Source organism: Lentzea atacamensis, from assembly GCF_003269295.1.
Taxonomy (GTDB): domain Bacteria; phylum Actinomycetota; class Actinomycetes; order Mycobacteriales; family Pseudonocardiaceae; genus Lentzea; species Lentzea atacamensis.
In genome coordinates, this window is record NZ_QLTT01000013.1 from 89350 (window position 1) to 113051 (window position 23702).

At 69.2% G+C, this 23702-nt stretch carries 25 protein-coding genes; 10 read left to right on the forward strand and 15 right to left on the reverse strand.

Annotated features, from left to right (window positions below; all coding sequences use genetic code 11):
- Positions 1 to 48: 48 nt before the first annotated feature.
- The 10 genes from C8D87_RS40485 to uraH form a co-directional block, all read right to left on the reverse strand.
- On the reverse strand, positions 49 to 1410 hold the full coding sequence (locus tag C8D87_RS40485) for a hypothetical protein (RefSeq protein ID WP_146772021.1): 1362 nt from the start codon (positions 1408 to 1410) through the stop codon (positions 49 to 51).
- Positions 1411 to 1432: 22 nt separating this feature from the next.
- Positions 1433 to 1801 carry an allophanate hydrolase-related protein gene (locus C8D87_RS40490; RefSeq protein ID WP_109637769.1) on the reverse strand — a complete coding sequence of 123 codons (369 nt, stop codon included), beginning with the start codon at positions 1799 to 1801 and terminating at the stop codon, positions 1433 to 1435.
- 104 nt (positions 1802 to 1905) lie between these two features.
- The gene (locus C8D87_RS40495; RefSeq protein WP_112231530.1) at positions 1906 to 2856 is read right to left on the reverse strand and encodes an XdhC family protein; all 951 of its coding nucleotides are present in this window, start codon (positions 2854 to 2856) and stop codon (positions 1906 to 1908) included.
- A gap of 88 nt (positions 2857 to 2944) precedes the next feature.
- On the reverse strand, positions 2945 to 4348 hold the full coding sequence (locus C8D87_RS40500) for an NCS2 family permease (protein ID WP_109637771.1): 1404 nt from the start codon (positions 4346 to 4348) through the stop codon (positions 2945 to 2947).
- Positions 4349 to 4450: 102 nt separating this feature from the next.
- A complete protein-coding gene (locus tag C8D87_RS40505) occupies positions 4451 to 4912 on the reverse strand; it encodes a nucleoside deaminase (protein WP_211337394.1) in 462 nt (153 codons plus the stop codon).
- Between the two features lie 19 nt (positions 4913 to 4931).
- The gene (locus tag C8D87_RS40510; RefSeq protein WP_109637773.1) at positions 4932 to 7118 is read right to left on the reverse strand and encodes a molybdopterin cofactor-binding domain-containing protein; all 2187 of its coding nucleotides are present in this window, start codon (positions 7116 to 7118) and stop codon (positions 4932 to 4934) included.
- Positions 7115 to 8467, reverse strand: a complete 1353-nt coding sequence (locus C8D87_RS40515) for an 8-oxoguanine deaminase (RefSeq protein WP_112231532.1) — start codon at positions 8465 to 8467, stop codon at positions 7115 to 7117. Before C8D87_RS40515 ends, C8D87_RS40510 begins: the two co-directional genes overlap by 4 nt.
- Positions 8464 to 8925, reverse strand: a complete 462-nt coding sequence (locus C8D87_RS40520; protein WP_109637775.1) for a (2Fe-2S)-binding protein — start codon at positions 8923 to 8925, stop codon at positions 8464 to 8466. Before C8D87_RS40520 ends, C8D87_RS40515 begins: the two co-directional genes overlap by 4 nt.
- Complete coding sequence (locus tag C8D87_RS40525) at positions 8916 to 9791, reverse strand: FAD binding domain-containing protein (RefSeq protein WP_112231534.1); 876 nt, start codon at positions 9789 to 9791, stop codon at positions 8916 to 8918. The genes C8D87_RS40520 and C8D87_RS40525 overlap by 10 nt, the downstream gene beginning before the upstream one ends.
- 2 nt (positions 9792 to 9793) lie before the next feature.
- On the reverse strand, positions 9794 to 10108 hold the full coding sequence (uraH, locus tag C8D87_RS40530; RefSeq protein WP_109637973.1) for a hydroxyisourate hydrolase: 315 nt from the start codon (positions 10106 to 10108) through the stop codon (positions 9794 to 9796).
- Positions 10109 to 10236: 128 nt separating this feature from the next.
- On the opposite strand from uraH, the gene C8D87_RS40535 reads away from it, so the two are divergent.
- The 10 genes from C8D87_RS40535 (at position 10237) to C8D87_RS40580 (ending at position 19189) form a co-directional block, all read left to right on the forward strand.
- Complete coding sequence (locus tag C8D87_RS40535) at positions 10237 to 11676, forward strand: PucR family transcriptional regulator (RefSeq protein ID WP_112231536.1); 1440 nt, start codon at positions 10237 to 10239, stop codon at positions 11674 to 11676.
- 9 nt (positions 11677 to 11685) lie between these two features.
- Positions 11686 to 12063 carry a hypothetical protein gene (locus C8D87_RS40540; RefSeq protein WP_109637778.1) on the forward strand — a complete coding sequence of 126 codons (378 nt, stop codon included), beginning with the start codon at positions 11686 to 11688 and terminating at the stop codon, positions 12061 to 12063.
- Positions 12064 to 12129: 66 nt separating this feature from the next.
- Positions 12130 to 12453: a hypothetical protein gene (locus tag C8D87_RS40545; RefSeq protein ID WP_146772022.1), complete on the forward strand. Its 324-nt coding sequence runs from the start codon at positions 12130 to 12132 to the stop codon at positions 12451 to 12453.
- A 50-nt stretch (positions 12454 to 12503) separates the two neighbouring features.
- The gene (locus tag C8D87_RS40550) at positions 12504 to 13247 is read left to right on the forward strand and encodes a hypothetical protein (RefSeq protein ID WP_146772023.1); all 744 of its coding nucleotides are present in this window, start codon (positions 12504 to 12506) and stop codon (positions 13245 to 13247) included.
- A gap of 120 nt (positions 13248 to 13367) precedes the next feature.
- Positions 13368 to 14210, forward strand: a complete 843-nt coding sequence (locus C8D87_RS40555; protein ID WP_112231543.1) for a helix-turn-helix domain-containing protein — start codon at positions 13368 to 13370, stop codon at positions 14208 to 14210.
- A 171-nt stretch (positions 14211 to 14381) separates the two neighbouring features.
- Complete coding sequence (locus C8D87_RS40560) at positions 14382 to 15281, forward strand: SMP-30/gluconolactonase/LRE family protein (RefSeq protein WP_112231545.1); 900 nt, start codon at positions 14382 to 14384, stop codon at positions 15279 to 15281.
- Positions 15282 to 15644: 363 nt separating this feature from the next.
- Positions 15645 to 17831, forward strand: a complete 2187-nt coding sequence (locus tag C8D87_RS40565) for a sensor histidine kinase (RefSeq protein WP_233442519.1) — start codon at positions 15645 to 15647, stop codon at positions 17829 to 17831.
- Positions 17828 to 18262, forward strand: a complete 435-nt coding sequence (locus C8D87_RS40570) for a roadblock/LC7 domain-containing protein (RefSeq protein WP_089913172.1) — start codon at positions 17828 to 17830, stop codon at positions 18260 to 18262. The genes C8D87_RS40565 and C8D87_RS40570 overlap by 4 nt, the downstream gene beginning before the upstream one ends.
- The gene (locus C8D87_RS40575; protein WP_112231547.1) at positions 18262 to 18627 is read left to right on the forward strand and encodes a DUF742 domain-containing protein; all 366 of its coding nucleotides are present in this window, start codon (positions 18262 to 18264) and stop codon (positions 18625 to 18627) included. Before C8D87_RS40570 ends, C8D87_RS40575 begins: the two co-directional genes overlap by 1 nt.
- The gene (locus C8D87_RS40580) at positions 18608 to 19189 is read left to right on the forward strand and encodes a GTP-binding protein (RefSeq protein WP_112231549.1); all 582 of its coding nucleotides are present in this window, start codon (positions 18608 to 18610) and stop codon (positions 19187 to 19189) included. Before C8D87_RS40575 ends, C8D87_RS40580 begins: the two co-directional genes overlap by 20 nt.
- Before the next feature lie 12 nt (positions 19190 to 19201).
- On the opposite strand, the gene C8D87_RS40585 is transcribed toward C8D87_RS40580, so the two are convergent.
- Genes C8D87_RS40585 through eat form a run of 5 tightly spaced genes read right to left on the reverse strand, consistent with a single transcriptional unit; the run spans position 19202 to position 23686 of the window.
- Entirely contained in the window at positions 19202 to 19729 is a 528-nt protein-coding gene (locus tag C8D87_RS40585) for a hypothetical protein (RefSeq protein ID WP_215732626.1), read from the reverse strand.
- Between the two features lie 12 nt (positions 19730 to 19741).
- Complete coding sequence (locus C8D87_RS40590) at positions 19742 to 20449, reverse strand: class I SAM-dependent methyltransferase (RefSeq protein WP_411711534.1); 708 nt, start codon at positions 20447 to 20449, stop codon at positions 19742 to 19744.
- A 48-nt stretch (positions 20450 to 20497) separates the two neighbouring features.
- Entirely contained in the window at positions 20498 to 21361 is an 864-nt protein-coding gene (locus tag C8D87_RS40595) for a 3-hydroxybutyryl-CoA dehydrogenase (protein WP_112231552.1), read from the reverse strand.
- The gene (locus C8D87_RS40600) at positions 21354 to 22265 is read right to left on the reverse strand and encodes an NAD-dependent epimerase/dehydratase family protein (RefSeq protein ID WP_233442520.1); all 912 of its coding nucleotides are present in this window, start codon (positions 22263 to 22265) and stop codon (positions 21354 to 21356) included. The genes C8D87_RS40595 and C8D87_RS40600 overlap by 8 nt, the downstream gene beginning before the upstream one ends.
- Positions 22262 to 23686 carry an ethanolamine permease gene (gene eat, locus C8D87_RS40605; RefSeq protein ID WP_112231554.1) on the reverse strand — a complete coding sequence of 475 codons (1425 nt, stop codon included), beginning with the start codon at positions 23684 to 23686 and terminating at the stop codon, positions 22262 to 22264. Before eat ends, C8D87_RS40600 begins: the two co-directional genes overlap by 4 nt.
- Positions 23687 to 23702: the final 16 nt, after the last annotated feature.

The following is a 23702-nucleotide window of genomic DNA, read 5'->3' on the forward strand; positions in this document are numbered from 1 at the left end:
GAAGTAAGGAGTCGCAGGTGGCCGTCGAGATACGAGAGACCAACGGGATCACTCGTTCGGAGTAGTCCAGAGCTCGTCGACCAGGTCTTTCGCCGTGTCGGTGAGCTGCTGGCCGCCGAAACGGCCGATGCGCGTCCACGGGCCGAGGCTCACCTCGTAGATGGGCGTGTCCCAGGCCTCGGGGTGGGTGAGGTAGCCGAGGTAGTTGTTGGCGTACCCGACGGGCAGCACCGTGCGGCCTTCGCCGGACAGGTCCTTCAACTGGAAGCCGAGCTCCACGAACGGTTCGCCGGGCAGGCCGGCGAGCGCGAGGTCGCCGATGCGCAGCACCTGCACCTCGGCGTCGATCGGGTCGGTGCCGCGGTCGATGGCGACGAGGAGCTCCTCGATTTCCTGCACCTGTTGGGTGAGCCGGACGATCTCGGCTTTCGGGGCGTTCCGGTCGATGGCGTCCTGGAGTGCGCGCTGGCGTGCGGCCAGCTCGACTTCGAAGGGTCCTCGGTCGGGCAGGTCGCGGGAGGCGACCTGGATCGTGCGCTGGGTGGCACTCACCGGACCGGTGAGCTCGGTTTCTCCCGGGATTTCGAGCGCGGTCTGAGCGAGGTACATGCCCATGCGCGCGGTGTGCGCGAACAGGTTGCGGATGACTTCGAAGTCCGGGTTGTTCACCGCGTCGAAGTGGGGACCGCTGTGCGTGAGCGGGTCGGGTGGCGGCGACTGGTTGCCCATCGCGCCCGGCAGGAACAGCGCGGCCTGGCAGTGCGGTTCGTTGTGCTCGAGCATCGCGGAGGTGACGCCGGGGAAGTCGGCTGACACGTACGGCTGCACCTGCACGTACACCGGGTGCGTGGTGAAGTGGTAGAAGACGCTGCTCCACGCGTCGCCCTGGAACCGCACAACGGTGACTTCGGGATCCTCCGGCGGCGCACCGATGTAGACGTGGGCGTTGCGGTTGATGGCCAGCGTGCCGCGCAACACCTCGCCGGTGCCGATCGTGGCGGTCACCGGCCGCTGGCTCTCGACGGCTTCGCGGGCGGCCTGGACGATGCGGTCGCGGAACGTCGCCAGCCAGGCCTGGTCGGGAAACGGCCGGAAGTCGGCCGTCTCCGGGGTCGAGTGCGCGTGGGAGCTGGTGATCATCACGTGCGAGGCCGGCACCCCGGTCTGCTGCTGAACGCGCTCGCGGACCTCCGCGGTGAAATCGCGGCCCGGTCCGAGAATGCTGTTGTTGATGCCGAGCGAGTCGACGGCGATCACGATCACGGTCTCTCCGTTGGTGATCGCCGTGGCCCGCGCGAACAGCGGGTCGTGCACTCCGAGGAACAGCGAATGCCGCGGCTGACCACCCAGATAGGGCGCTGACTCGGGCGGCGTGACATCGACTTTTGCTGATCCGGCGCGGAATGGCATGACCCTCACCCCTGTGTGCGAATTACCTGTTCAAGTACAGGTTCCAGTCGCCCAGATGCGAGATGTCGGTGAGATCGCTCGAATGGAGGAAATCGTTTCTGAGCACCGTGGCGAGCGCTGCGCCGCCGTCCTCGAGCTCGATGACCCCGATTTCCAGCTCGGCCGGCTCGGCGGGGACCAGGTGGTCGCGCAGCACCGTGAGCGGAAGGTCGTACAGCTCGCCGACCACCTGCGCCGTGCCGGACGCGTGCATGGCGGGGAACTCGTCGCGGACGGAGAAGTAGCGGTACTTCGGCGCGCTCTTCACGCGGCCGAGCATGGGGGTGCCCTGGAGCTGGCCGTGGAGGGGCCCGCCCTGCATGCCGCCGCCGTTCAGAAAAATCAGTGCCATTTCGTCCTGACCTCGCGTTCTGGTGGGGGCTTCGCTGCGGAACGTGTGCCTGCCTGCGGTTTCTCCGTGCGTGAACGGTCCCTTCACACGCGTCGCCGAAATGATCAGGAACCGATCGGGAGTAGATTTCGTTGCGACAGGAGGAAGCGCGCGGGGGAGCGGTGGATCGGAGAGGTGAGGTTGCTCAGCGGCAGACCGGTGCCGCCGTGCTTGAGGGCCACGAGCTCGGCTGCGATCGACACCGCCGTCTCCGCGGGCGTGCGGCCCCCGAGATCGAGGCCGATCGGTGACCGCAGCCGGGCCAGCGCCGCCTCGGGCACGCCGGCCTCGCGCAGGCGGTCGAGGCGTTCGGCGTGCGTGCGGCGTGAACCCAGTGCCCCCACGAAGGCGAGCGGCCTGGTCAGTGCCTCCGCCAGGACCGGGATGTCGAACTTCGGGTCGTGCGTCAGCACCACCACCGCTGTCTGCTCGTCAGTGTGCGTGGCGGCGAGGTAGCGGTGCGGCCAGTCGACGATGACGTCGTGTGCCGCCGGGAAGCGTTCCGGGGTGGCGAAGATCGGGCGGGCGTCGCACACCGTGACGTGGTAGCCCAGGAAACGGCCGATCTCGGCCACCGCGGCCGCGTGGTCGATGGCGCCGAACACCAGCAGGCGTGGCGCCGGTAGCCAGCCCTCGGTGAACACCCGGCCTTCCGCCTCGAAGCGCACCGACACCGGGTGTCCGTCCACAGTGGCCTGAAGGGCGGCGCGCAACGCCGGGGTGTCGCGCTGCACGAGGACGTCCAGAGAACCGCCGCAGGTCAGGCCGACCGCGAACGCCGTGTCGTCGGAGTAGCCGAACGTGGCGAGCTGCGGCTGAGACGTCTCCATCACCGTGCGTGCCAGGTCGTAGACCTCGGCTTCGACGCAGCCGCCGGACACGCTGCCGATCACCTCGCCGGAGGGGCCGACCGCCATCGCCGCGCCCACGGGGCGGGGTGCGCTGCCGCGCACCGCCACCACCGAGGCGACCGCGAAGCGGTCCCAGGTCAGCAACGTCCCAGCCAGATCGCGCATGGGAGATCTCCGTTCTGTGCGGTCGTGACCGGTGGTGTGCACGTGACCAGTGGCCGCTGGTCACGTGCCGCCGATCAGTGGCCGTTGCTCAGTGGCCGCTGATCAGGTCCACGCCGAAGTACACGGTGAACATCAGGGCGAGGCCCGTCATCAGCCAGCCCGGCCAGCGGCCCTTGCAGATGCGCAGGACCACGTAGGAGACGAGGCCCGCGCCGATGCCGTTGGTGATCGAGTAGGTGAACGGGATGATCGCCACGGTCAGGAACACCGGGATGGTGAAGTCCGTGTCCTGCCAGGGGATTCGGCGGATCTGGGTCATCATCAGGCCGCCGATCACCACCAGCGCCGGTGCCGCCGCCTGGGCCGGCACGACCGTGGCCAGCGGGGTGAAGAGCAGGGCCACCAGGAACAGGCCGCCGGTGACCACCGAGGCCAGGCCGGTCCGGGCGCCTTCGCCAACGCCCGCTGCCGACTCCAGGAACACGGTGTTCGGGGCCGAACCCGTCACGCCGCCGGCGATCGCGCCGGCGCCGTCGACCATGAGGATCTTGCCCATGCCCTCGACCTTGCCGTCACGGGTCAGGCCCGCCTCGTCGGACACCGAGGTGATGGTGCCCATGGCGTCGAAGAAACCGGACAGGACCAGGGTGAACAGGAAGATCGTCGCGGCGATCACGCCCGCGGAGACGAAGCCGCCGAAGAGATCGACCCGGCCGAGGAGACCGAAGTCGGGGGAGCCGACGATCGACGAGGGCAGCGTGGGCGTCACGAGGCCCCAGCCGGAGATCGTGAAGATCGAGTTCGCCACGACGGCGACGACCGTGGCGACCACGATGCTGATCAGGACGGCGCCGGGGACACCGCGCGCCATCAGGACGATCATCAGGAGCAGGCCGAGGCAGAAGATCGCGATCGGCCAGCCGCTCAGGTGGCCGTCGATGCCCATGCGGACGGGCACCGTGGACCCGGCGGCGTCGGGGGTACGGGTCACGAAGCCGGCGGAAACCAGTCCCACCAAAGCGATGTAGAGACCGATGCCGACGGTGATCGCGATCTTCAGCGGCTCGGGGATCGCGTTGATGATGCGTTCGCGGATGCCCGAGGCGGCCATGACCACGATGCACAGGCCTTCCAGCACCACGAGACCGAAGGCCTGGGCCCACGTCATGGCCGGTGCCATCTGGAAGGCGACCACGCCGTTCACGCCGAGGCCCGCGGCGATCGCCAGCGGCGCGTTGCCGACCAGTCCCATGAGGACGGTCATCACCCCCGCGGCCAGCGCGGTCGCCGTGGTGATCTCGGCGATGGTGAGCTTGGCGCCGGTGATGTCGGCGGACGCGCCGAGGATCAGCGGGTTCAGCAGCACGATGTACGACATCGCGACGAACGTCGTGATGCCGCCTCGCACTTCGCGGCCGAGGGTGCTGCCGCGTTCGGTGATGCGGAAGAACTGGTCGAGGGCAGGCGACTGCCGGGTTCGTAACTGAGTCATGGAAGGACGGCCTTTCCCATGCCGGTGGGCGCGTTCCAACGCCGGAACGCAATTAGCGATGCAAGCTCCGGTCAGCAAAAAGAGACTGGCTTTTGGCCGTCGTCAGTAGTCGATACGAGTCGCGAGCGACAACCACGCGGTGAACGGGGCGTTGTCCTCGCCGGTGGAGATCTGGTGCACGGGCAAGTCCCAGTCGACCCGGGGCTTGCTGAACAACTCGTAGAACTCGCGGTCGTCGAAGCCGGCAGCGGCCGCGTCGTGACGGTCGGCGGCGTAGACGACCCTGTCCACCCGCGCCCAGAGCGCGGCGGACAGGCACAGGGGGCACGGCTCGCACGAGGAGATCAGCGTGCAGCCGGTCAGCCGGAAGTCACCGAGGGCCTGGCAGGCCGCGCGGATCGCGACGACCTCGGCGTGCGCGGTGGGGTCGAGCGTCGGCGTCACCTGGTTGACGCCGGTGGCGATCACGGAACCGTCGCGGACGATCATCGCGCCGAACGGGCCGCCGCCGGAGGCCACGTTGCGGGTGGCCAGGTCGATGGTGGCGAGCAGATGTGCGTTCACAGCAGAGAACTCCAGAAACTCAGGTACCGGTGAGATGTTCCGGGCGGACCGGGACGCGGGTGAGCGCCAAGCCGGTCGCCGCGCGGATCGCCGCCACGATCGCCGGGGTCGACGAGATGGTGGGCGGTTCGCCGACGCCGCGAATGCCGTACGGGGCGTGGGGATCGGCGAGCTCGAGCACGTCGATGCTCATCGGCGGCATGTCGAGCACGGTGGGAATCAGGTAGTCGGTGAAGGACGGGTTGCGCACCTTGCCGCCGGAGGTCTGGATCTCCTCCATCACCGCGAGGCCGAGGCCCTGGGCGGAACCGCCCTGGATCTGGCCCACCACGGCCTGCGGGTTCAGCGCCCGGCCGACGTCCTGCGCGCAGTCCAGTGCCACGACCTTCACCAGACCGAGGTCGACGTCCACGTCGACGACGGCACGATGTGCCGCGAAGCCGTACTGCACGTGCGCATTGCCTTGTCCGGTAACGGGATCGAGAGCCTCGGTCGCGCGGTGCCGCCACTCGACGGTCTCGTCGATCACTTCGGAGCCGATGTCCGTGCGTCCGTCCAAACGCGACCGGACCGCGGCGCAGGCGGCCTTCACGGCGCCGCCGGTCACGTACGTCTGGCGCGATGCCGAGGTGGAGCCGCCGTTGCCGATCGTGGTGTCCATCGGCAGCACGGTCACGCGTTCGATGCCCAGCTCGGTCCGCACGATCTGCTGCATGATCGTCACCAGGCCCTGGCCGACCTCGCAGGCGGCGGTGTGCACGGCAGCCGCCAGCTCGCCGTTGACCATCGACACCCGCACACGAGCGGTCGAGTAGTCGTCGTAGCCCTCGGAGAAGCAGATGTTCTTGATGCCGACGGCATAACCGACGCCGCGCACCACACCCTCGCCGTGCGTGGTGTTCGAGACACCGCCGGGCAGCTCACGGATGTCCGACGACGTTCCCGCGGGCAAAGGCTTGTCCTGCACCAGCTTCAGCAGCTGTGCCACGGGCGCGGCCGAGTCGACCACCTGACCGGTCGGCATCACGGAGCCCTCGGTCATCGCGTTGCGCACCCGCACGTCGACCGGCGACATGCCCAGCGCCTCCGCCAGCTTGTCCATCTGGGACTCGTAGGCAAAACCTGCCTGCACAGCACCGAATCCGCGCATCGCACCGCACGGCGGGTTGTTCGTGTAGACGCCGTAACAGTCGACGGTCACGTTGTCGACCTCGTACGGGCCGACGCCGAGCGTCGCCGCGTTGGCCACGACAGCAGGAGTGGAGGAGGCGTAGGCGCCACCGTCGAGGTAGATCTTCGCGCGAACGTAGACCAGCTTGCCGGTGTGGTCGGCGCCGTGCTCGTAGTACAGCACGGCCGGATGCCGGTGCACGTGCCCGTAGAACGACTCTTCGCGGTTGTAGACCATCTTCACCGGCTTGCCGGTGTGCAGCGCCAGCAGACAGGCGTGCACCTGCATCGACAGGTCCTCACGGCCACCGAACGCACCGCCGACACCGGACAGCGTCAGCCGCACCTTGTCGAGGGGCAGTCCCAGCGCCGATGCCACCTGGTCGCGGTCCACGTGCAGCCACTGCGTGGCGATGTACAGGTCGATCGACCCGTCCTCCGCCGGCACCGCGAGCCCGGACTCCGGCCCGAGGAACGCCTGGTCCTGCATGCCGACCTCGTACCGCCCGGTGACCACGACGTCGGCGGTGAGGTCCTGCGCGCCACGCCGGATCGGCACGTGCCGCACCAGGTTCCCGCCGGGGTGCAACGGGGTGTCGTCGACCGCGGTCTCCATGTCCACCACGGGTTCCAGCACGTCGTAGACCACGGCGATCTTCTTCATCGCGCGGAGCGCGGTCTCCGGGTGGTCGGCGCCGACCAGCGCGATCGGCTCACCCTGGTAGCGCACGACGTCGACCGCCAGCACCGGCTGGTCCTTGTGCTCCAACCCGTACAGGTTCCGGCCGGGCACGTCCGAGTGCGTCAGCACCGCGTACACGCCGGGCACCTTCAACGCCTCGGTCAGGTCGACCGACACGATCCGCGCGTACGGGTGCGGCGAGCGCAGGGTCGCGCCCCAGATCATGTCCTCGTGCCACAGGTCGGACGCGTAGGCGAACTCGCCGCGCACCTTCAGGTTGCCGTCCGGGCGCTGCGGCGACGTCCCGATGCCACCCGACACCGCGGAGGTGAGTTCGGCGGGAGTGAGGGTCATCGCGCTGCCTCCTGAAGCTTCCGGCTGGCGGCCGAGAGGTCACGCGCCAGCTCGTCGGTCGGCGCCGTCAGCAGAACCCCGTCCCGCACGACGACCTCACCGCCCACGATCAACAGTTTCAACGGCGGGGGAGTGCCCAGCACCAGAGCCGCCACCGGGTCGGCGATCCCCGCGTAGTCCATTCCGGACAGATCCCACACCGCGAGGTCCGCCACCTTGCCCGGCTCGATCGAACCCAGGGCGTCGTCGCGCCCCAGGCACCGCGCGCCGCCCATCGTGGCCATCCACAACGCCTGCCGGACGTCCAGCGCCCGCGGCCCGCCCCGCTGCCGGGCCTGGTGCAACGCCGCACGCAGCTCGACGCTCAGCCCACCGTCCTCGTTGGACGCGGCGCCGTCCACCCCGAGACCGACCGGTGCTCCCGCGTCGAGCAGGTCGCGCACCGGCGCGATCCCGGTGCCCAGCCGCCCGTTCGACGTCGGGCAGTGCGCGGAACCCGTGGAAGTCGCGCCGAGCCGCTTCACCGCGTCCTGGGACAGGTGCACTGTGTGCGCGAGCCACACGTCCGGACCCAGCCAGCCGAGCTGCTCGGCGTACTCCGTCGGCGTGCAGCCGTTCTCCGCCAGGCACTGCTCCTCCTCGTCCAGCGTCTCGGCGAGGTGCGTGTGCAGCCGGACGCCGTGCCGCCGCGCCAGTGCAGCGGCTCCGGTCATCAGCTCGCGCGACACCGAGAACGGCGAGCACGGCCCGACCGCCACCCGGACGAGTGCGTCGTCGGCGGTGGAGTGGTAGTCACCGATCGCCTGCTCCGTCGCGACCAACGCGGCCTCGGTGTCCTCGACCAGGTTGTCCGGCGGCAACCCGCCATCGGACTGGCCGCGGTCCATCGACCCGCGGATCGCCTCCAGCCGGATCCCGATCCGCCGGCCCGCCGACACCAGCGCGTTGAACACGTCGCCACCGCCGGACGGGAACACGTAGTGGTGGTCAGCGGCCAGCGTGCAGCCGGTCAGCGCCAGCTTCGCCAGACCGGCGGACGCCGCCGCGTGCGTCACCGAGTCGTCGAGCCCGCGCCACACCGGGTACAGCGTGGTCAGCCACTCGAAGAGCGTCGCGTCCTGGGCCAGCCCGCGCGTCGCCCACTGGTAGAGGTGGTGGTGCGTGTTGATCAGGCCGGGCGTCACCAGGCACGACGACGCGTCGACGTAGGTGTGCGACTCGTACGGCCGAGGCGCCGGGCCGGAACCGACGGAGACGATCCGCCCCTCGGACACGACCACGTGCCCCGAGGAGTGCTCGGTCCCGGCCGGATCCACAGTGGACACCGCACAGCGGTCGAGGACGATCATCGGCGCGACGCCGCCAATCGCACGGCGTCCAGGATCTTCTCGTAGCCCGTGCAGCGGCACAGGTTTCCGGCGAGCGCCTCGCGGATCTCCGGATCGGACGGCGACGGCACGCGGTCCAGCAGGTCGTGCGCGGCCACCACGAGCCCGGGCGTGCAGAACCCGCACTGCACCGCGCCCGCCTCCACGAACGCCTCCTGCACCGGGTCCAGCGCGTCACCGTCGGCGAGCCCCTCCACGGTGCGCACCTCCCTGTCCTGCGCCTGCCCCGCCGCGACCAGGCACGCGCACACCGGCACGTTGTCCAGGTACACCGTGCAGGAGCCGCACTCGCCCTGCTCGCAGGCGTTCTTCGAACCGGGCAGCCCGAGCCGCTCGCGCAGCATGAACAGCAGCGACTCGCCTTCCCAGACGTCGTCAGCCTGGCGCTGCTCGCCGTTGACCCTCACGTTCACGCGCATGTCCGCTCACCGCCACCATTCTTTTGGCTGAGAAGTTCCTGCCAGGCCCAGCCCAGAGTCCGGCGAGCCATCACTGCCAGTGCGTGCTTGCGATACGCCGCCGACCCGCGCACGTCGTCGATCGGCGACGCGGCCTCGGAGACCAGCTCCCCGAACCGCCGCTTCACCGAGTCCAGCAACGGCTGCGGCGAGGAGAAGTCCAGCTCGGAGGCCAGGAACTCCTCCGCCTCGTGCGCCCGGCGCGGCGTCGGAGCGGCGGAACCGACCGCGGCGCCGACCCTGTTCTCCGCGGGGAACAGCGAGATCGCGAACGAGCACACCGCGATCACCATGGCGTTGCGCGTGCCGACCTTGGAGAACTGCTGTGGCCCCTTGGCAGGTGCCAGGTGCACGGCCACGATCAGTTCGTCCGGCTCCAGGGCGTTCCGCTTCACCCCGAGGTAGAAGTCGGCAGCCGGGATCATCCGCGTGCCGCGCACGGAGGCGACCTCGATGACCGCGTCGGACGCCAGCAGCACCGGGTGCGTGTCTCCCGCGGGGGAGGCCGCGCCGAGGTTGCCGCCGACCGTGCCCCGGTTGCGGATCTGCGGCGACCCGACGGTGCGCGCGGCCATCGCGAGGCCGGGCAGCTGGGAGCCCAGCTCGTCGATGATCCGCACGTACGGCACGCCAGAGCCGACCCGCAGCCCGTCGGTCCACTCACGCAGCTCGGCGATCCGCGTCAGGTCGAGCAGCGCGGCGGGCCTGCGGTGGTCGAAGTTGAGCTCCACCATGACGTCGGTGCCACCGGCGATCGGCACCGCGTCAGGCCGGGAGGCCTTGAGCTCCAACGCCTCCGCAAGCGTTTCCGGTCGAAGGAAGTCCATCGTCAGCTACCTCGGTAGGTGGAGTAGGCGAACGGCGACAACAGCAGCGGCACGTGGTAGTGCTGCGCCGGATCGGAGTAGTCGAACGTGAGCACGACCTCGGGGAAGAACGGCGCCGCCTCCGCGGTGTCGAAGACGAGCCGGTACACCCCCGCCTCCAGGCCATCACCCCATCCGGTGATCCGGCCGTCGGCGTTCGTCTCGGCGGAACTCACCTCGGTCCCGTCGCGGCGCTGCAGCGACACGGTGATGCCCGCGAACGGCCTGCCTCGTGCCGCGTCCAGCACGTGCGTGGAGATCGTCACTCGCCCTCCCATCTGGTTGTGAGCCAGTACACAGACCTGCCCCACCGTGCTGCTACGGCCGGGACACATGAATCAGCAGGCTCCTACACGTAACGAATTTGTGCTTTCCTACAAACACGAATGGACGAAAGTGACCTCCCATGTTGTTGCTGCGGACGTTGCTGCAGATGCCGGAACTGCGCCTGAGCCTGCACACCGGTGAGGACCAGCTCGACCGCGCGGTCACGCGTGTGTACGGAACGGAGCTGCCCGACCCCAGCCGGTACCTGTCCGGCGGCGAGCTCGTGCTGTCCGGCCTGCTCTGGCACCACGGCCCGCAGGACTCCGAGAGGTTCGTCAGCTCCCTCGCCTCGGCCCGGGTCGCCGGCCTGGCCGCCTCCGAGACCGAGAACCGCGCCCTGCCGGTCGACCTGGTCGCCGCCTGCGAACGCCACCACGTGCCGCTGCTGGAGGTGCCGGTCGACCTGTCGTTCGCCACGATCACCGAGCGCGTGTCGATGGAACTGGTCGGCCTCTCGAGACATCGCCGCCTGCTGAACGTCGTCGCGGAGGGCTCCGGCCTGCCCGCGTTGCTGCTGGCGGGCGGCCACGAGCTGAGCGCGCCGTGCTGGGTCCTGTCGACGACCGGCCGGGTGGTCGCGGGCGGGGAGCTGCAGGACAGGGTCGCGCTGGTGAAGGAGTTCCTGCAGGCCGACCGGCTCCCGAAGACAATCAGGGGCATGACGCTCGTGCCCGTCTCCGAACGCGGCGGCAACCGGCTCACCAGCTGGATCCTCGTCGTGGGCGGGGAGCCGCAGCAGGAGGCCGCAGCCGAGCTCGCTTCCCTGGTCGCGCTGGAACGGCTGCGGCAGGCACAGGGCCGTCAGATCGAGAACCGGACCGCGGCACCCCTGCTCTCCGCGGTGCTGAGCGGCTCCTCCGACGTCGAGTCACGGCTGACGGCGGCAGGGCTCGAGAACGTCCGGTTGCGGGTCATCAGCGCGATGACGTCGGACCAGCGCGCCGATCTCGCAGCCGCCGTGCTGGAGGAGGCGCTGCCCCAGGCGCTCGTCACTCCCGTCGGCGACACCGTCTACTGCATCGCCAAGGCCGACGACTCGGTGCCGGACGACGTGCGTGAGGCGATGCGCGTGATGGAGCCGGGCCTCGGCTCGTCACGCGTGCTCGTCGGCATCAGCTCGCCGGTCGTGTCCCGCGGACTGCGCGGCGCGGCGGAGGAGGCAACGCACGCGCGTCGTCTGGGCGAACGGCGCGGCGGCCGCACGTGTGTGGTGGCGGGCGAGGAGATCGCACTGCACCAGCTGCTGCTCGCGGGAGTGCCGGAGGAACTGCGGACGTCGTTGCGCCGCCGCCTGCTCGGCCCGGTGCTCGACTACGACGCCGAGCACGGCTCGGACCTCGTCGGCACGTTGAAGGTGTTCCTCGACTGCTCCGGCTCCTGGACGACGGCGGCCGCGAAGCTGCACGTCCACGTGAACACGCTGCGGTACCGGGTCGGGCGCGTGGAGGAACTGCTCGGCGTCGACCTCGCCGAGTTCGAGGCGCGCGTGGACCTCTTCCTGGCGCTGCAAGCGGGGTAACGTGGACGCATGCCCCAATCCGTTGCGGGCAACGTGGTCTTGTTCGCCATCGCCGCGGTAGCGCCCAGTGCGTTGTTCTGGGCGGTGGTCAACCTGCCGCGTGCTCTGCGCAAGCTTCGCCGCCCCGCCCTCGTCGCCGGGAACCCGCCGATCGAGTGCATCGCGGCCGACCTTCGCCGCGTGCGCCGCGTGCTGTCGTGCTTCCCGCCGGGGACGTCGGCGATCAAACGGATCGGGGCTCGTCAGGCGTACGACGAGCTGCTGATCCAGGCTTGTGCGGCGTTGGACGTCGAGCACCGGTTGCGCTCTCTGCCCGAAGGTGTGGACCGCGATATCGAACGGCTGCGTCTGGAAGAGTGTTTGCGCAATCTCGGGTTGTCAGTCTGATGGCTGATACCGCTTGAGCCTTAAGGCTGATGCCCGCGCACTGTCGCGTTTCCTACCGTCACCGCCATGAAGACCGCCGCCTTACTAGTGGGCCTGTTGCTCGCCGGCAGCACCGGTTGCGCGACGGCGCCCCACATCCGCGTGGTGGTCGAGGGAACGGGCACCACGGACCACCTGACCTACACGTTTCCCGGTGAGGAGGAAAGAACCCTGCGCAATCCCGCCCTGCCCTTCGAACGCATGGGGGCGCGCAAGGGGCGGGTGGCGATCAGGCTCGAGGGCGTGCAGGGCGAGCTCACGTGCAAGATCATCATCAACGGGCGGCAGGTGAAGACGGCGACTTCCAGCACGGGTGCCGCACTCGCGTGCGATCACTCGATGGCCGTCTGACGCAGGAAGGCGAAAGCCCGTAACTTCAACGTGTTGGGGAGGTACGGGTGATGAGTGACGTTTTGACGGGGACCACCACGGGGGCGGTCCGGCACCGCGGGAGGAACGGCGTGCCACCGCAGTTCCGGCCGCCTGTCGCGCCGCGGCACTTCGTCGGCAGGGCCGAGGAACTGGCGCGGATCAGGGTCGGCGGGGTGACGGTGCTGAGCGGGCCGTGCGGAGTGGGGAAGACCGCGCTGGCGCTGAAGTGGTTGCAGGACAAGGGGTGCGGTGATCCGCTGTACGTGGATCTGGCCGTGCGCGAGCGGCTCGGCGATCTGCTGTGCGCGTTCGGGCTGAGCGATGTGGCCGCTGACGAGAGGGCGGCGGTGTTCCGCAGCCTCGTCGTGCGGCGGCAGTTCACCCTGTTGCTGGACAACGCGGGCTCCGCCGAGCAGGTGACGCGGCTGCTGCCCGCGTCCGGGACTGTCGTCGTGACCAGCCGCAGGAAGCTGAACATCCCGCAAGCGCAGGAGATCGAGCTCGGACCGCTCGCGGACGACGGGCGCATCCAGCACCTGCTGGATCAGTCCTATGTGGAGCTTCCGGAACGGCAGGCGCGTCTCTACCGGTTGTGCGCGTGGCAGCCGGAGACGTTCGACGTGCCGGTGGCGGCGGCGATCGCGGGGGAGCACGAGTGCGACGTCGAGGACGCGCTGGACGACCTGGTCGAGAAGTCGTTGCTGACCGAGGTCGGCGATGACGCGTTCCGGTTCCATGAGCTCGTGCGTGCTCATGCGCGCACGAAACGCTAACAATGCGATAAGCGCATTCAACGCCATAGGTTCCCGATTAACGGGGTGCGTCCCCGTTAAAGGGTTGTCCACACCGGGTGGTCCCATTCGGTAATCCGAATTGGTCATATCCTTCGCGTCATGCCGAAGGATTTCCGGGCCACGACGCTCGAACGCGCCATCGGGCGGCAGCTGGCCGGGTGGCGCAACGAGCGGCAGCTCAGCCTCACCGAGGCCGGGCAGCGCGTGGGCTTCAGCAGCGCCAAGCTGTCCATGATGGAGAACGCGGTGCAGCCCTCGGCGCCGGTGGACGTGATGGCGCTCGGTTACGTCTACAAGGTGCCCACTCCGGAATGGCAGGCCGTGGTGTTGCAGGCGCAGTACGCGGAACAGGTGCGGATGCGCGCGCTCAACAACACGGTGCCGTTTGATCCGGCCGCGGACTTCGCGAATCTCGTGTTCGAGTCGACCTCGCTGCGCGTGTTCACGACGGATCTCGTGCCCGCGGTTCTTCAGCTCTCCGGCTACACGCACGCCGCGCTGGAGACCGACGACCCGGTCCGCACGGCGCGGCTCGCGACGGCGCGGGAAGCGTGGTCCATGCGCCTGAACGACAAGGATCCGCTCGTCGTGCAGGCGGTCTTCCCGGAAGCGGTGCTGCGGCAGGTGGTCGGCGGGCCGCGCGTGATGAAAGCCCAGCTGCTGCACCTGATGGAGGTCAGCGAACACCCGGCGGTGAGCGTCCAGGTCGTGCCGCGCGGCGCCGGGGCGTATCCGGCGATGGGCTCGCCGTTCACGTTGCTGAGCTTCCCGCACCGCCAGCACAACGACGTGGTGTACCTGGAGACGTTCATCAAGGGCGAGTACGTCGAGGATCCGGGCCTGACCGAGCAGTGTGCCCATCGGTTCGCGGAGCTGCAGCGGCTCGCCCTCGATCCCGGCGAGTCGCTGGAGCTCATCGCCGAGGCCGCCGCCGAGCTGTGAGGCCGTCGGTGCGATGAACAACCTCAAGGGAAGACCTGGTTCACCGCCTTCGAGGCGGTCGCCACCTGGGCGCATGTCGGGTTCCTGAGAAAACTCCGGTTCGCCCGCCTCGGGGGAGAAAGATCGGGGGCGCACCCCAATCCGAGACAGGTCCTCTGGCAAGGAGGCGGCATGTACCGCAGATTCGGTGTCCTGCTCGCGGCGGTCCTGGGCGTCACGCTCACCGCGGTCGCGCCGGCCACCGCAGACGCGTCCAAACCATTCCCGACGGAGTTCTCCCTGCCCAACGGGTGGCAACCGGAAGGCATCGCGATCAGCGGCGTCACGGCCTACTTCGGCTCGCGGGCCGACGGGTCGATCTACGCGGCGGATCTGCGCACCGGCAAGGGCAAGGTGCTCGCCAAGGGGCCGGGCACGCCGTCGCTCGGCATGAAGGTCGACGACAAGCGCAGGTTGTGGGTCGCTGGTGGTGTTGGTGGCGACGCACGCGTCTACGACACCCGCACCGGCGCGTTGCTGGCCAAGTTCCAGTTCGCGACCACGGACACGTTCGTCAACGACGTGGTGCTGACGGACAGGTCGGCGTGGTTCACCGACTCGCGCAAGGCGGTGCTCTACGAGGTGCCGCTCAACCTGAAGCCGCACCGGACCCTGCAGCTGACCGGCGATCTGGTCATCACGCCCGGCGCGGTCAACCTGAACGGCATCGTCACCGGTCTCCACGGCGGCTTGATCGTCGTGCAGAGCAACACCGGAAAGCTGTTCCACGTCGACACCAGGACCGGCAAATCCATCAACATCAATTTGAGCGGTCAAACACTCACCAATGGTGACGGTCTGTTGCGTGAGGGACGGCAGTTGTACGTGGTGCAAAACAGGCTGAACAAACTCGCGCGCTACACGCTCAGCCGCGATGGAGCCACGCTCGCCGCGGAACTCGAGGACAAGCGGTTCGACGTTCCGACGACGGTCGCCGCGTTCGGCAAGCGCCTCTACCTGCCGAATGCCCGGTTCACGACGCCGCCGACGCCCGAGACGACGTACAACGTCGTCGCGGTGGAGCGCCCCTAGAACGTGCACGAGTACTAGCCCGTACGGGGGTTCTTGCCTTGTGAGAACCCCCGTACCGGGTGTTGCGCCGCTCACTCGACTGGGTAGCCTGCCACCGCGTAGTGCGTGTGATCGCTGTCATTGGGTAACGATGATCTCGACTTGTTACCTTATTGCAGCCGATGGAGTGACTCGGATTACCCGCAGCGCTAGCCGTGGGACACAGGAGACCGTGAGAGCGCTGTGAACGAGAAGAGCGGTTACACACCGACCAACTACCGGACCATTCGGTCGCGGTTGGCCGGCGTAGTCGTTGTACCAAGCGTTGTCTTGCTCGTGATGTGGGCGGTTTTCTCCTCTTACACCGTTTTCGACGGTTTCTACATGCGTTCGATCGCGTCGAACGTGCGCGAAGCCGCGATTCCGTCAGCGGACGCCTTCGCGGGGCTGCAGAAGGAACGGCAGCTGAGTCTCGTCGCGCTGAGCAGGGCCGCCGGGGTGGACGCCGCGGCGCTGAGCAGGCAGCAGGGGCGGACCGACGAGTCGCTGCGCCGGATGAAAGAGGTCTTCGCCGACCTTTCGGGCAATTCACCGCAGGACGTCGTCGACCGGATCAACGCCCTGAACGCGCAGCTGGACGAGCTGCCGCAGCAACGCGCGCAGGTCAAGGCCGGTACCGCGAACCCGCAAGCGGTGTACGACTACTACAACGGCCTCATGGACGCCGGTGTGTCGCTCTTCGGCCACCAGGCGCGGCTCGTGCCGGACGCGGAAGCCGGCCAGGCGAGCCTCCAGGCCGTGACGATCTTCCAGGCCGCCGACTGGATGTCCCGCGGCGCCACCATCGGCTCGCGCGGGCTGCTCAACGGCAAGCTCGCCCCGGCAGAGCGCGTCGAGTTCGTGCGCCTCATCGGCGCCTACCACTCCAGCGTCGACGCCACGATCCCGTTCGCGCTGCAGCAGCCGCGCGGCCAGTACGACTCGCTGCGTACCAGCTCGGAGTACCGGACGCTGCTCGACCTCGAAAGCCGGATCATCAACGGCGACACCGCGGTCACCGAGCAGCAGTGGCGCGCGGCCGCCGGTCCCGTGCACGAGAAGCTCGTGCAGATCGCGGCCCAGCAGGCGGAGGACGGCGCCAACCTGGGCCTCGACAAGGCCAACAGCAGGCTCACCGCCGTGCTGGTCGGCAGCCTCGTCGCGTTGCTCGCCGTCGTCGTCGGCATCGTGCTCGCGTTGCGCATCTCGAACCGCCTGGTCAGCCGGGCGCTGGTGACGCGGCTCGCGTCGCTGCGGGAGGACACGCTGCGGCTCGCGCAGGAACGGCTGCCGCACATCGTGGCGCGCCTGCGCGGCGGTGAGCAGGTGGACGTCCACCGCGACATGCCGCCGCTCGACTACGGCAACGACGAGATCGGCCAGGTCGCCGACGCGTTCAACACCGCCCAGTACACGGCCGTCGCGGCCGCGGTGAAGGAGACGCAGGCCCGTGAGGGTGTGAACCGGGTCTTCCTCGACATCGCGCACCGCAACCAGGGCCTCGTCCACCGGCAGCTCAAGATCCTCGACAAGCTGGAACGCGAAGAGGAGAACCCCGAGCAGCTGGACTCGCTCTTCCAGCTCGACCACCTGGCGACGCGGGCCCGCCGCAACGCGGAGAACCTGATCATCCTCGCCGGAGAGCAGCCGGGCAGGCAGTGGCGCAAGCCGGTGCGGCTGAGCGACGTCATCCGCGCCGCGGTCGCCGAGACCGAACAGTACGTCCGGGTCAGGGTCAACCCGGTGCCGGACCGCGCGCTGGTCGGTGTCGCCGTCGCCGACACCATCCACCTGCTCGCGGAGCTCGTCGACAACGCGACGGCGTTCTCGTCGCCGCGGTCCGAGGTGATCGTCCACTCCAGCGCGGTGCCGCACGGGATCGTGATCGAGATCGAGGATCACGGACTCGGCATGACGCAGGAGGAACGCCTCCAGGCCAACGCGAAGCTCTCCAACCCGCCGGACTTCGAGACGATGGCGTTCCGGGGGGAGTCCCGGCTGGGACTGTTCGTCGTCGCCCGGCTGGCCGCGCGGCGCGGCATCAAGGTGGAGCTGCGCGACTCCCCCTACGGCGGCACGGTCGCGCTGTGCGTGCTGCCGCCGAACATCGTCGCCCCGCACAGCGCCGCGGGCGACATCACCGAGACCACGCAGATGCCGGTGCGGTCGTTCCACGACCACCGCCACGGCCATCTCGAGGAACACCCGAGCTTCCCCGTGACGCTCGCCCCCGAGGTGCAGGCAGCACTGAACGCTGGGGTCGTCCCAGCCGTTTCCGCAACTGATGCATCCGTGGACGAAGAGAACCCCGTGGTAGCCCCGCCGGACGGGAAGCCCGCGCTTCCCCGCAGGAAGAAGCGGCAGAACCTCGCGCCGCAGCTCATGCAGCCGGAGGAGTTGCCGCACGCCGAGCCGGTGACCGGCGAAAGGTCGGCCGAGCGGACCCGAGACGGGCTCGCCGCGTTCCAGCGCGGCACCCGTGACGCGCGGCTGACCGACGACTGGAGATCAGAAGGAGCCCCCTCGTCATGAAGGACAACACCAGCCAGCACGGCGAACTGAACTGGTTGCTGGAGGACCTCATCCAGCGCGTGGTCGGCGCCCGTCACGCGGTCGTGCTGTCGGCGGACGGACTCCTGCTCGGCCGCTCGGCCGGGCTGTCCCGCGACGACTCCGAGCACCTGTCCGCGATGGCGTCGGCGTTCCAGTCGCTCGCCCGCGGCACCGGACGCCACTTCGGCGGCGGCGCGGTGCGGCAGACCATCGTCGAGATGGAGCACGCCTACCTGTTCGTGACCGCGGCCGGCCACGGCGCCTGCCTGGCCGTACTGGGCGAAGAGGACGCCGACATGGGCATGATCGCCTACGAGATGAACATGCTGGTCAAGCGCGTGGGCACGTACCTCTCGTCGGCACCGCGCGCCGAGACCGCCACAGTCCCCTCGGCGCGTGAGTCGCGCTGATGACCGCGCGGGAGGACTGGTGGTACGACGAGGCCGCGGGGCCGCTGGTGCGGCCTTACGCCATGGTGCGCGGCCGCACCCGGCCGAACGCGCCTGATCTCCACCTGGTGACGCAGGTCCGAGTCTCCGCGTTTGCGTCCGACCAGACGTCGCTGACGGTCGAGCATCGCGAGATCATGGCCCTGTGCACACGCCCGCTCTCGGTCGCCGAGGTCGCCGCCTACCTCGACGTGCCGCTCATCGTGGTGAAGATCCTGCTGTCGGACCTCATCGAGCGCGGTGACGTGATCGTGCAGAACTCCTCCCCCCAGATTCCCGACAGGGATCTCCTGCAGGCCGTACTGGATGGTGTTCGTGGGATCTGATGGCCAGCTGACCGTGCCCACCGCGGTCAAGATCGTCATCGCAGGCGGGTTCGGCACCGGCAAGACCACCATGGTCGGGTCGGTCTCCGAGATCCCGCCGTTGAAGACCGAGGAGCTGCTCACCGAGGCCGGCGTGCACGTCGACGACCTCGCGGGCATCGAGGGCAAGGACACCACGACCGTCGCCCTGGACTTCGGGCGCATCACCATCAACACGAAGGTGGTGCTGTACCTGTTCGGGACGCCGGGGCAGAACCGGTTCTGGTTCATGTGGGACGAACTGGCGACCGGGGCCATCGGCGCGGTCGTCCTGGTGGACACGCGGCGGCTGGACTCGTCGTTCCCCTCGATCGACTTCTTCGAGCACAGGGGAATCCCGTTCGTCGTCGCGGTGAACTGCTTCGACGGGGCGCAGCTGTACACGGTGGACGAGGTGCGGCACGCCCTCGACCTGGACGAGGCGATCCCGGTGGTGCTGTGCGACGCGCGGGACCGGGAGTCGTCGAAGACCGTGCTGGTCGGGCTGATCGAGCACTCGATGAACCGGCTCGCGGCGGTCTGAGCGCGGCCGTCCTCAGCCGGGCCAGCCGATCGAGTCGAGGAACTCCTCCACGGCGGCGACCGCCCGGCTGAGCCCCTCGTCCGAGCAGCCGGGCAGGCGCAGGTCGTGGTCGGCGTCCTGGACCTCCAGCACGTGCGGCGACAACCGGCGCGCCAGCGTGCCGTCCCACCACCTGTCGGCAGTTCCGCCGACCAGCAGGAACGGGACGCTCGCGCGGCCCAGCGCGGCCACCACCCACGGCTCGGTCAGCAGCGGCGTGAGCCACACCGACGGCAACGAGCGCTCGGCGGCCACGGCTGCCGCGGCGCTGCCCAGCGACTTGCCGATGAGCAGCGGCCTGCCGCCGACAGCGTCGAGCACGGCGGTCGCCTCACCGCACACCCACTGTTCGACCTGCGGCCCCCACGGCATCGGCGGCTTTCCCGACCACACATGCCGGTGCACGCGCGCGCCGCGCCGTTCAGCGACCTCACCCGCACGCATGGTCAGCGGCGACGTCGGGCCAGACCTTCCGCCCGGAAACACCACGGCATCGGCCACACGGATCACCGTCTAGGCGGTCAGCACGAAGAACAGGAAGCTCGGGCTCGTCGTCAGTGCGGCGTAGTGCTCGGGGAACTTCGCCTGGGCCTCCGGCACCGGAAACGGTTCGGCGATCCCGGCGACGGTGAACCCGGCCGCGGTGAACGCGTTCGTCATGGCGTGCAGCGGCCGGTTCCAGAACGACATCTGGACGGGTTCGCCGGTGTGGTCCCAGGTCTCGGTGTAGTTGTAGGTCTCGAAGTAGTTGGTGCGGCGGCCTTCGGCACGGTGGATCATGTGCATGGCGAACGGGTGGTCGACCGAGATCAGCAGGCGGCCGCCGGGGCGCAGCACGCGCCGCAGCTCGGCGAGCGACGGGCCCCAGTCCTCCAGGTAGTGCAGGACCAGCGACACGACGACGTCGTCGAACGCCGCGTCGGCGTAGGGGAGCGGGGCGGCCAGGTCGGCGACGCGCAGGTCGGCGTCCGGGACGCGGCGGCGGGCCAGGTCCAGCATTCCCCGGCTCAGGTCGAAGCCGCTCACGTCGGCGCCTCGTGCCCGCAGTTCGGCGAGGAGGGGGCCGGCGCCGCAGCCCGCGTCGAGGATCTTGCGTCCTGCCACGTCGCCGGCGAGTGCGAGCATCGCCGGGCGTTCGTAGTAGGCGTTGAAGATGGCGGTCTCGTTCGACTCGCTGTACGACTCGGCGAGGCGGTCGTAGTCGTTCATCACCCCAGGCATGTGATCCATACAAGCAGAAGGCCCGCTCCGAGGAGCGGGCCTCTCGCGTCACTTCGCGTAGTTGTGGAAGCCGCGCCCCGACTTCTTGCCCAGCAGGCCAGCGTCCACCATGCGCAGCAGCAGCGGCGGGGGCGAGTACAGCGGCTCCTTGAACTCGTCGTACATCGACTCGGCGATGGCCTTCGTGGTGTCGAGGCCGATCAGGTCGGTGAGGCGCAGCGGGCCCATCGGGTGGGCGCAGCCGAGCACCATGCCGTTGTCGATGTCGTCGGCGGAGGCGAAGCCGGACTCCAGCATGCGGATCGCCGAGAGCAGGTACGGGATCAGCAGCGCGTTGACCACGAAGCCCGCGCGGTCCTGCGAGCGGATGACCTCCTTGCCCAGGGTGGCGCGCACGAAGGCCTCCGCGCGGACCTGGGTGGTGGAGCCGGTGAGCAGGGACGGCACGATCTCGACGAGCTTCAGCACGGGCACCGGGTTGAAGAAGTGCACGCCGATGACCTGCTCGGGGCGGCCGGTGGCCATGCCCAGCTTCATGATCGGGATGGACGACGTGTTGGACGCGAAGATGGCGTCCTCGTCCTTCACGACCTTGTCGAGGGTGGCGAAGACCTCGGTCTTGACCTGCTCGTTCTCGGCGACGGCCTCGACCACGAACTGCCGGTCGGCGAACTCGCCGATGTCGGTGGTGAACCGGATGCGGCCGAGCGCGGCATCGCGGTCGGCCTCGCTCAGCTTGCCCGCCTTGACGCCCCTGGCCAGCGACGAGGCGATCCGCCCCTGCGCTGCCTCGGCCGCGCTCGCGTTGACCTCGGCGACGATGACGTCGAGGCCGGCGCGGGCGCTCACCTCGGCGATTCCGGAGCCCATGAGGCCGGAACCGACGACTCCCACACGTTGAATGTCACTCACCCGACCGATCCTGCCATGGCGCGCTCGAACGTGAGTTGCCGCTGAGCCGGTGCAGCGTCTCGGCGACCGTGGTGGCGTAGTCGCCCACGGGCTCGTAGCCGAGCGCCGAAGCCGCGGTGGTGTCGAGGACGAACGGCGGCACGCGGTGCCACGGGTGGCGGCCGGACTGGTCGTGGTCCAGCAGGATCTCGCGCCAGTGGTGGCCGAAGTGGCGGGCGATGATCCGGGAGATCTCCAGGCCGTTCGGCGCGTCCGGGTCGGCGGCGTTGAGGATCCGGCGGCCCGGGCGTGCGGCGGCGGTCTCGATCAGCGCGGCGATGTTGGCCGCGGCCGACGGGTGGTCGGCGCCCTCACCGCGGCTGGCCAGCACCACCACGGGGTGGCGCGCGAGGACTCGTTCGACGAAGTACCACTCCAGCGGGCGCTTGTTGCCCACGCCGTGCACTTTGGACGGCCGCAGCACGGTGATGGGCAGGCCGCTGTCGAGCAACGTCTGCTCGGCGGCGACCTTGTTGGCGCCGTAACCCTCGCGGGTGCGGAAGTCGGAACAGCCAGGAGCCATCGTCGGCTGGTCCTCGGTCACGGGTCCCGCGAACCGCGGCGGTGAGGGCGAGTTGACGTGCCGGCCCTCGTCGTCCACGTACACGGCCTTGGCGGAGATCATCACCGTGGAGGTCGCGTCGCGGGCCAGCGGCAGCAGTGATCGGGCGTGCTCGGCGGTGTAGCAGAGGCAGTCGACCAGGAGGTCGGCGCCGTCGCCCAGCGCGCGGGCGATCGCCGCCGGGTCCTCGCGGTCCACCTCGCGGCCGGGCGCGTCGACGGTCCAGCCGTGCGCCCGCAGACGCCGGGCGGCGGCACGGCCGATGAGACCCGTGCCGCCGAGGATCAACGCACGCTTGCTCAATCGAGTTCGGCCTCCGCCTTCGCGATGGCCGCGAACTCCTCCTCCGGCGCGTTCGCCACCAGGTGGTGACGGCTGTAGAACCAGTAGTAGGCGACGGCGATCAACACGATCCCCGCCGTGACGGCCGCCGCGATCTCGTCGACGAAGAACGTCGCGATAACAGCGGCAACGGCCAGCACCAGCGCAACGCTCGTGGTCACCACACCGCCAGGAGTGCGGTACGGGCGCGGCAGGTCCGGTGCGGTCTTACGCAGGACGATGTGCGACACCATCATCAGCACGTACGAGAGAGCGGCGCCGAACACGGCGATGTTGATGAGCCGTGCGCCACCCGTCACCGGGTCGGCCGTCTTCATGATCGTGGCCAGCGCGAAGCCGATGGTGCCCGGCACGATGAGCGCGAGGTACGGCGTCTTGCGCTTGCCGGTCTTCGACAGCCAGCGCGGCAGGTAGCCAGCGCGGGACAGGGCGAAGAGCTGGCGCGAGTAGGCGTAGATGATCGAGAAGAACGACGCGACCAGGCCCGCCAGGCCGACGTAGTTCACCAGCTGCGCCAGGAGGTTGTCGCCGCCGTAGGCCGCGCGGACCGCCTCGGGCAACGGGTTTCCGGACGCCTCCAGCACCTTCGAGCCCGCGCCACCCGGTGCCACGAGCAGGATCGCCGCCGCGAACACCAGCAGCGTCGCCATCGCGGCGATGATGCCGCGCGGCATGTCGCGCTTCGGATCCCTGGCTTCCTCGGCGGCCAGCGGCACACCCTCCACCGCGAGGAAGAACCAGATCGCGAACACGATCGCGCCCCACGCACCCGTGACGCCCATCGGCAGGAACGAGCCGTCGCCGATGTCGAACAGCTTGGCGGAGTCGAACTTCGGGATCATGCCCGCCACGAACGCCACCAGCGCCACGACCGCGACACCGGTGATCACGAACATCACCCGCAACGCCTCGCCGACGCCCCACAGGTGAATTCCGACGAAGATCACGTAGCACGCCAGGTACACCGGCCACGTGGCGTCGAGCAGGCCCAGAGCCTTGACGTAGTCGCCGATGAACACCGCGATCGCCGCGGGAGCGATGGCGTACTCGATCAGGATGGCGATGCCTGTCGCGTACCCGCCCAACGGGCCGAGCGCGCGCCTCGCGAACCCGTAGCCGGCGCCTGCGACGGGCAGTGCGGAGGCGAGTTCGGCGAGACCGAACACCATGCAGGTGTACATCGTCGCCATCAGGATCGTGGCGATCAGCAATCCGCCCCAGCCGCCCTGGGCGAGCCCGAAGTTCCACCCGGCGAAGTCACCGGAGATGACGTACGAGACACCCAGCCCGGCTAGCAGGACCCAGCCCGCCGCGCCACGTTTGAGCTGACGGTGCTCCAGGTAGTCGCTGCCAACCTTCTCGTACTCGACGTGCTTGGCCATATGGACTCCTAATAGT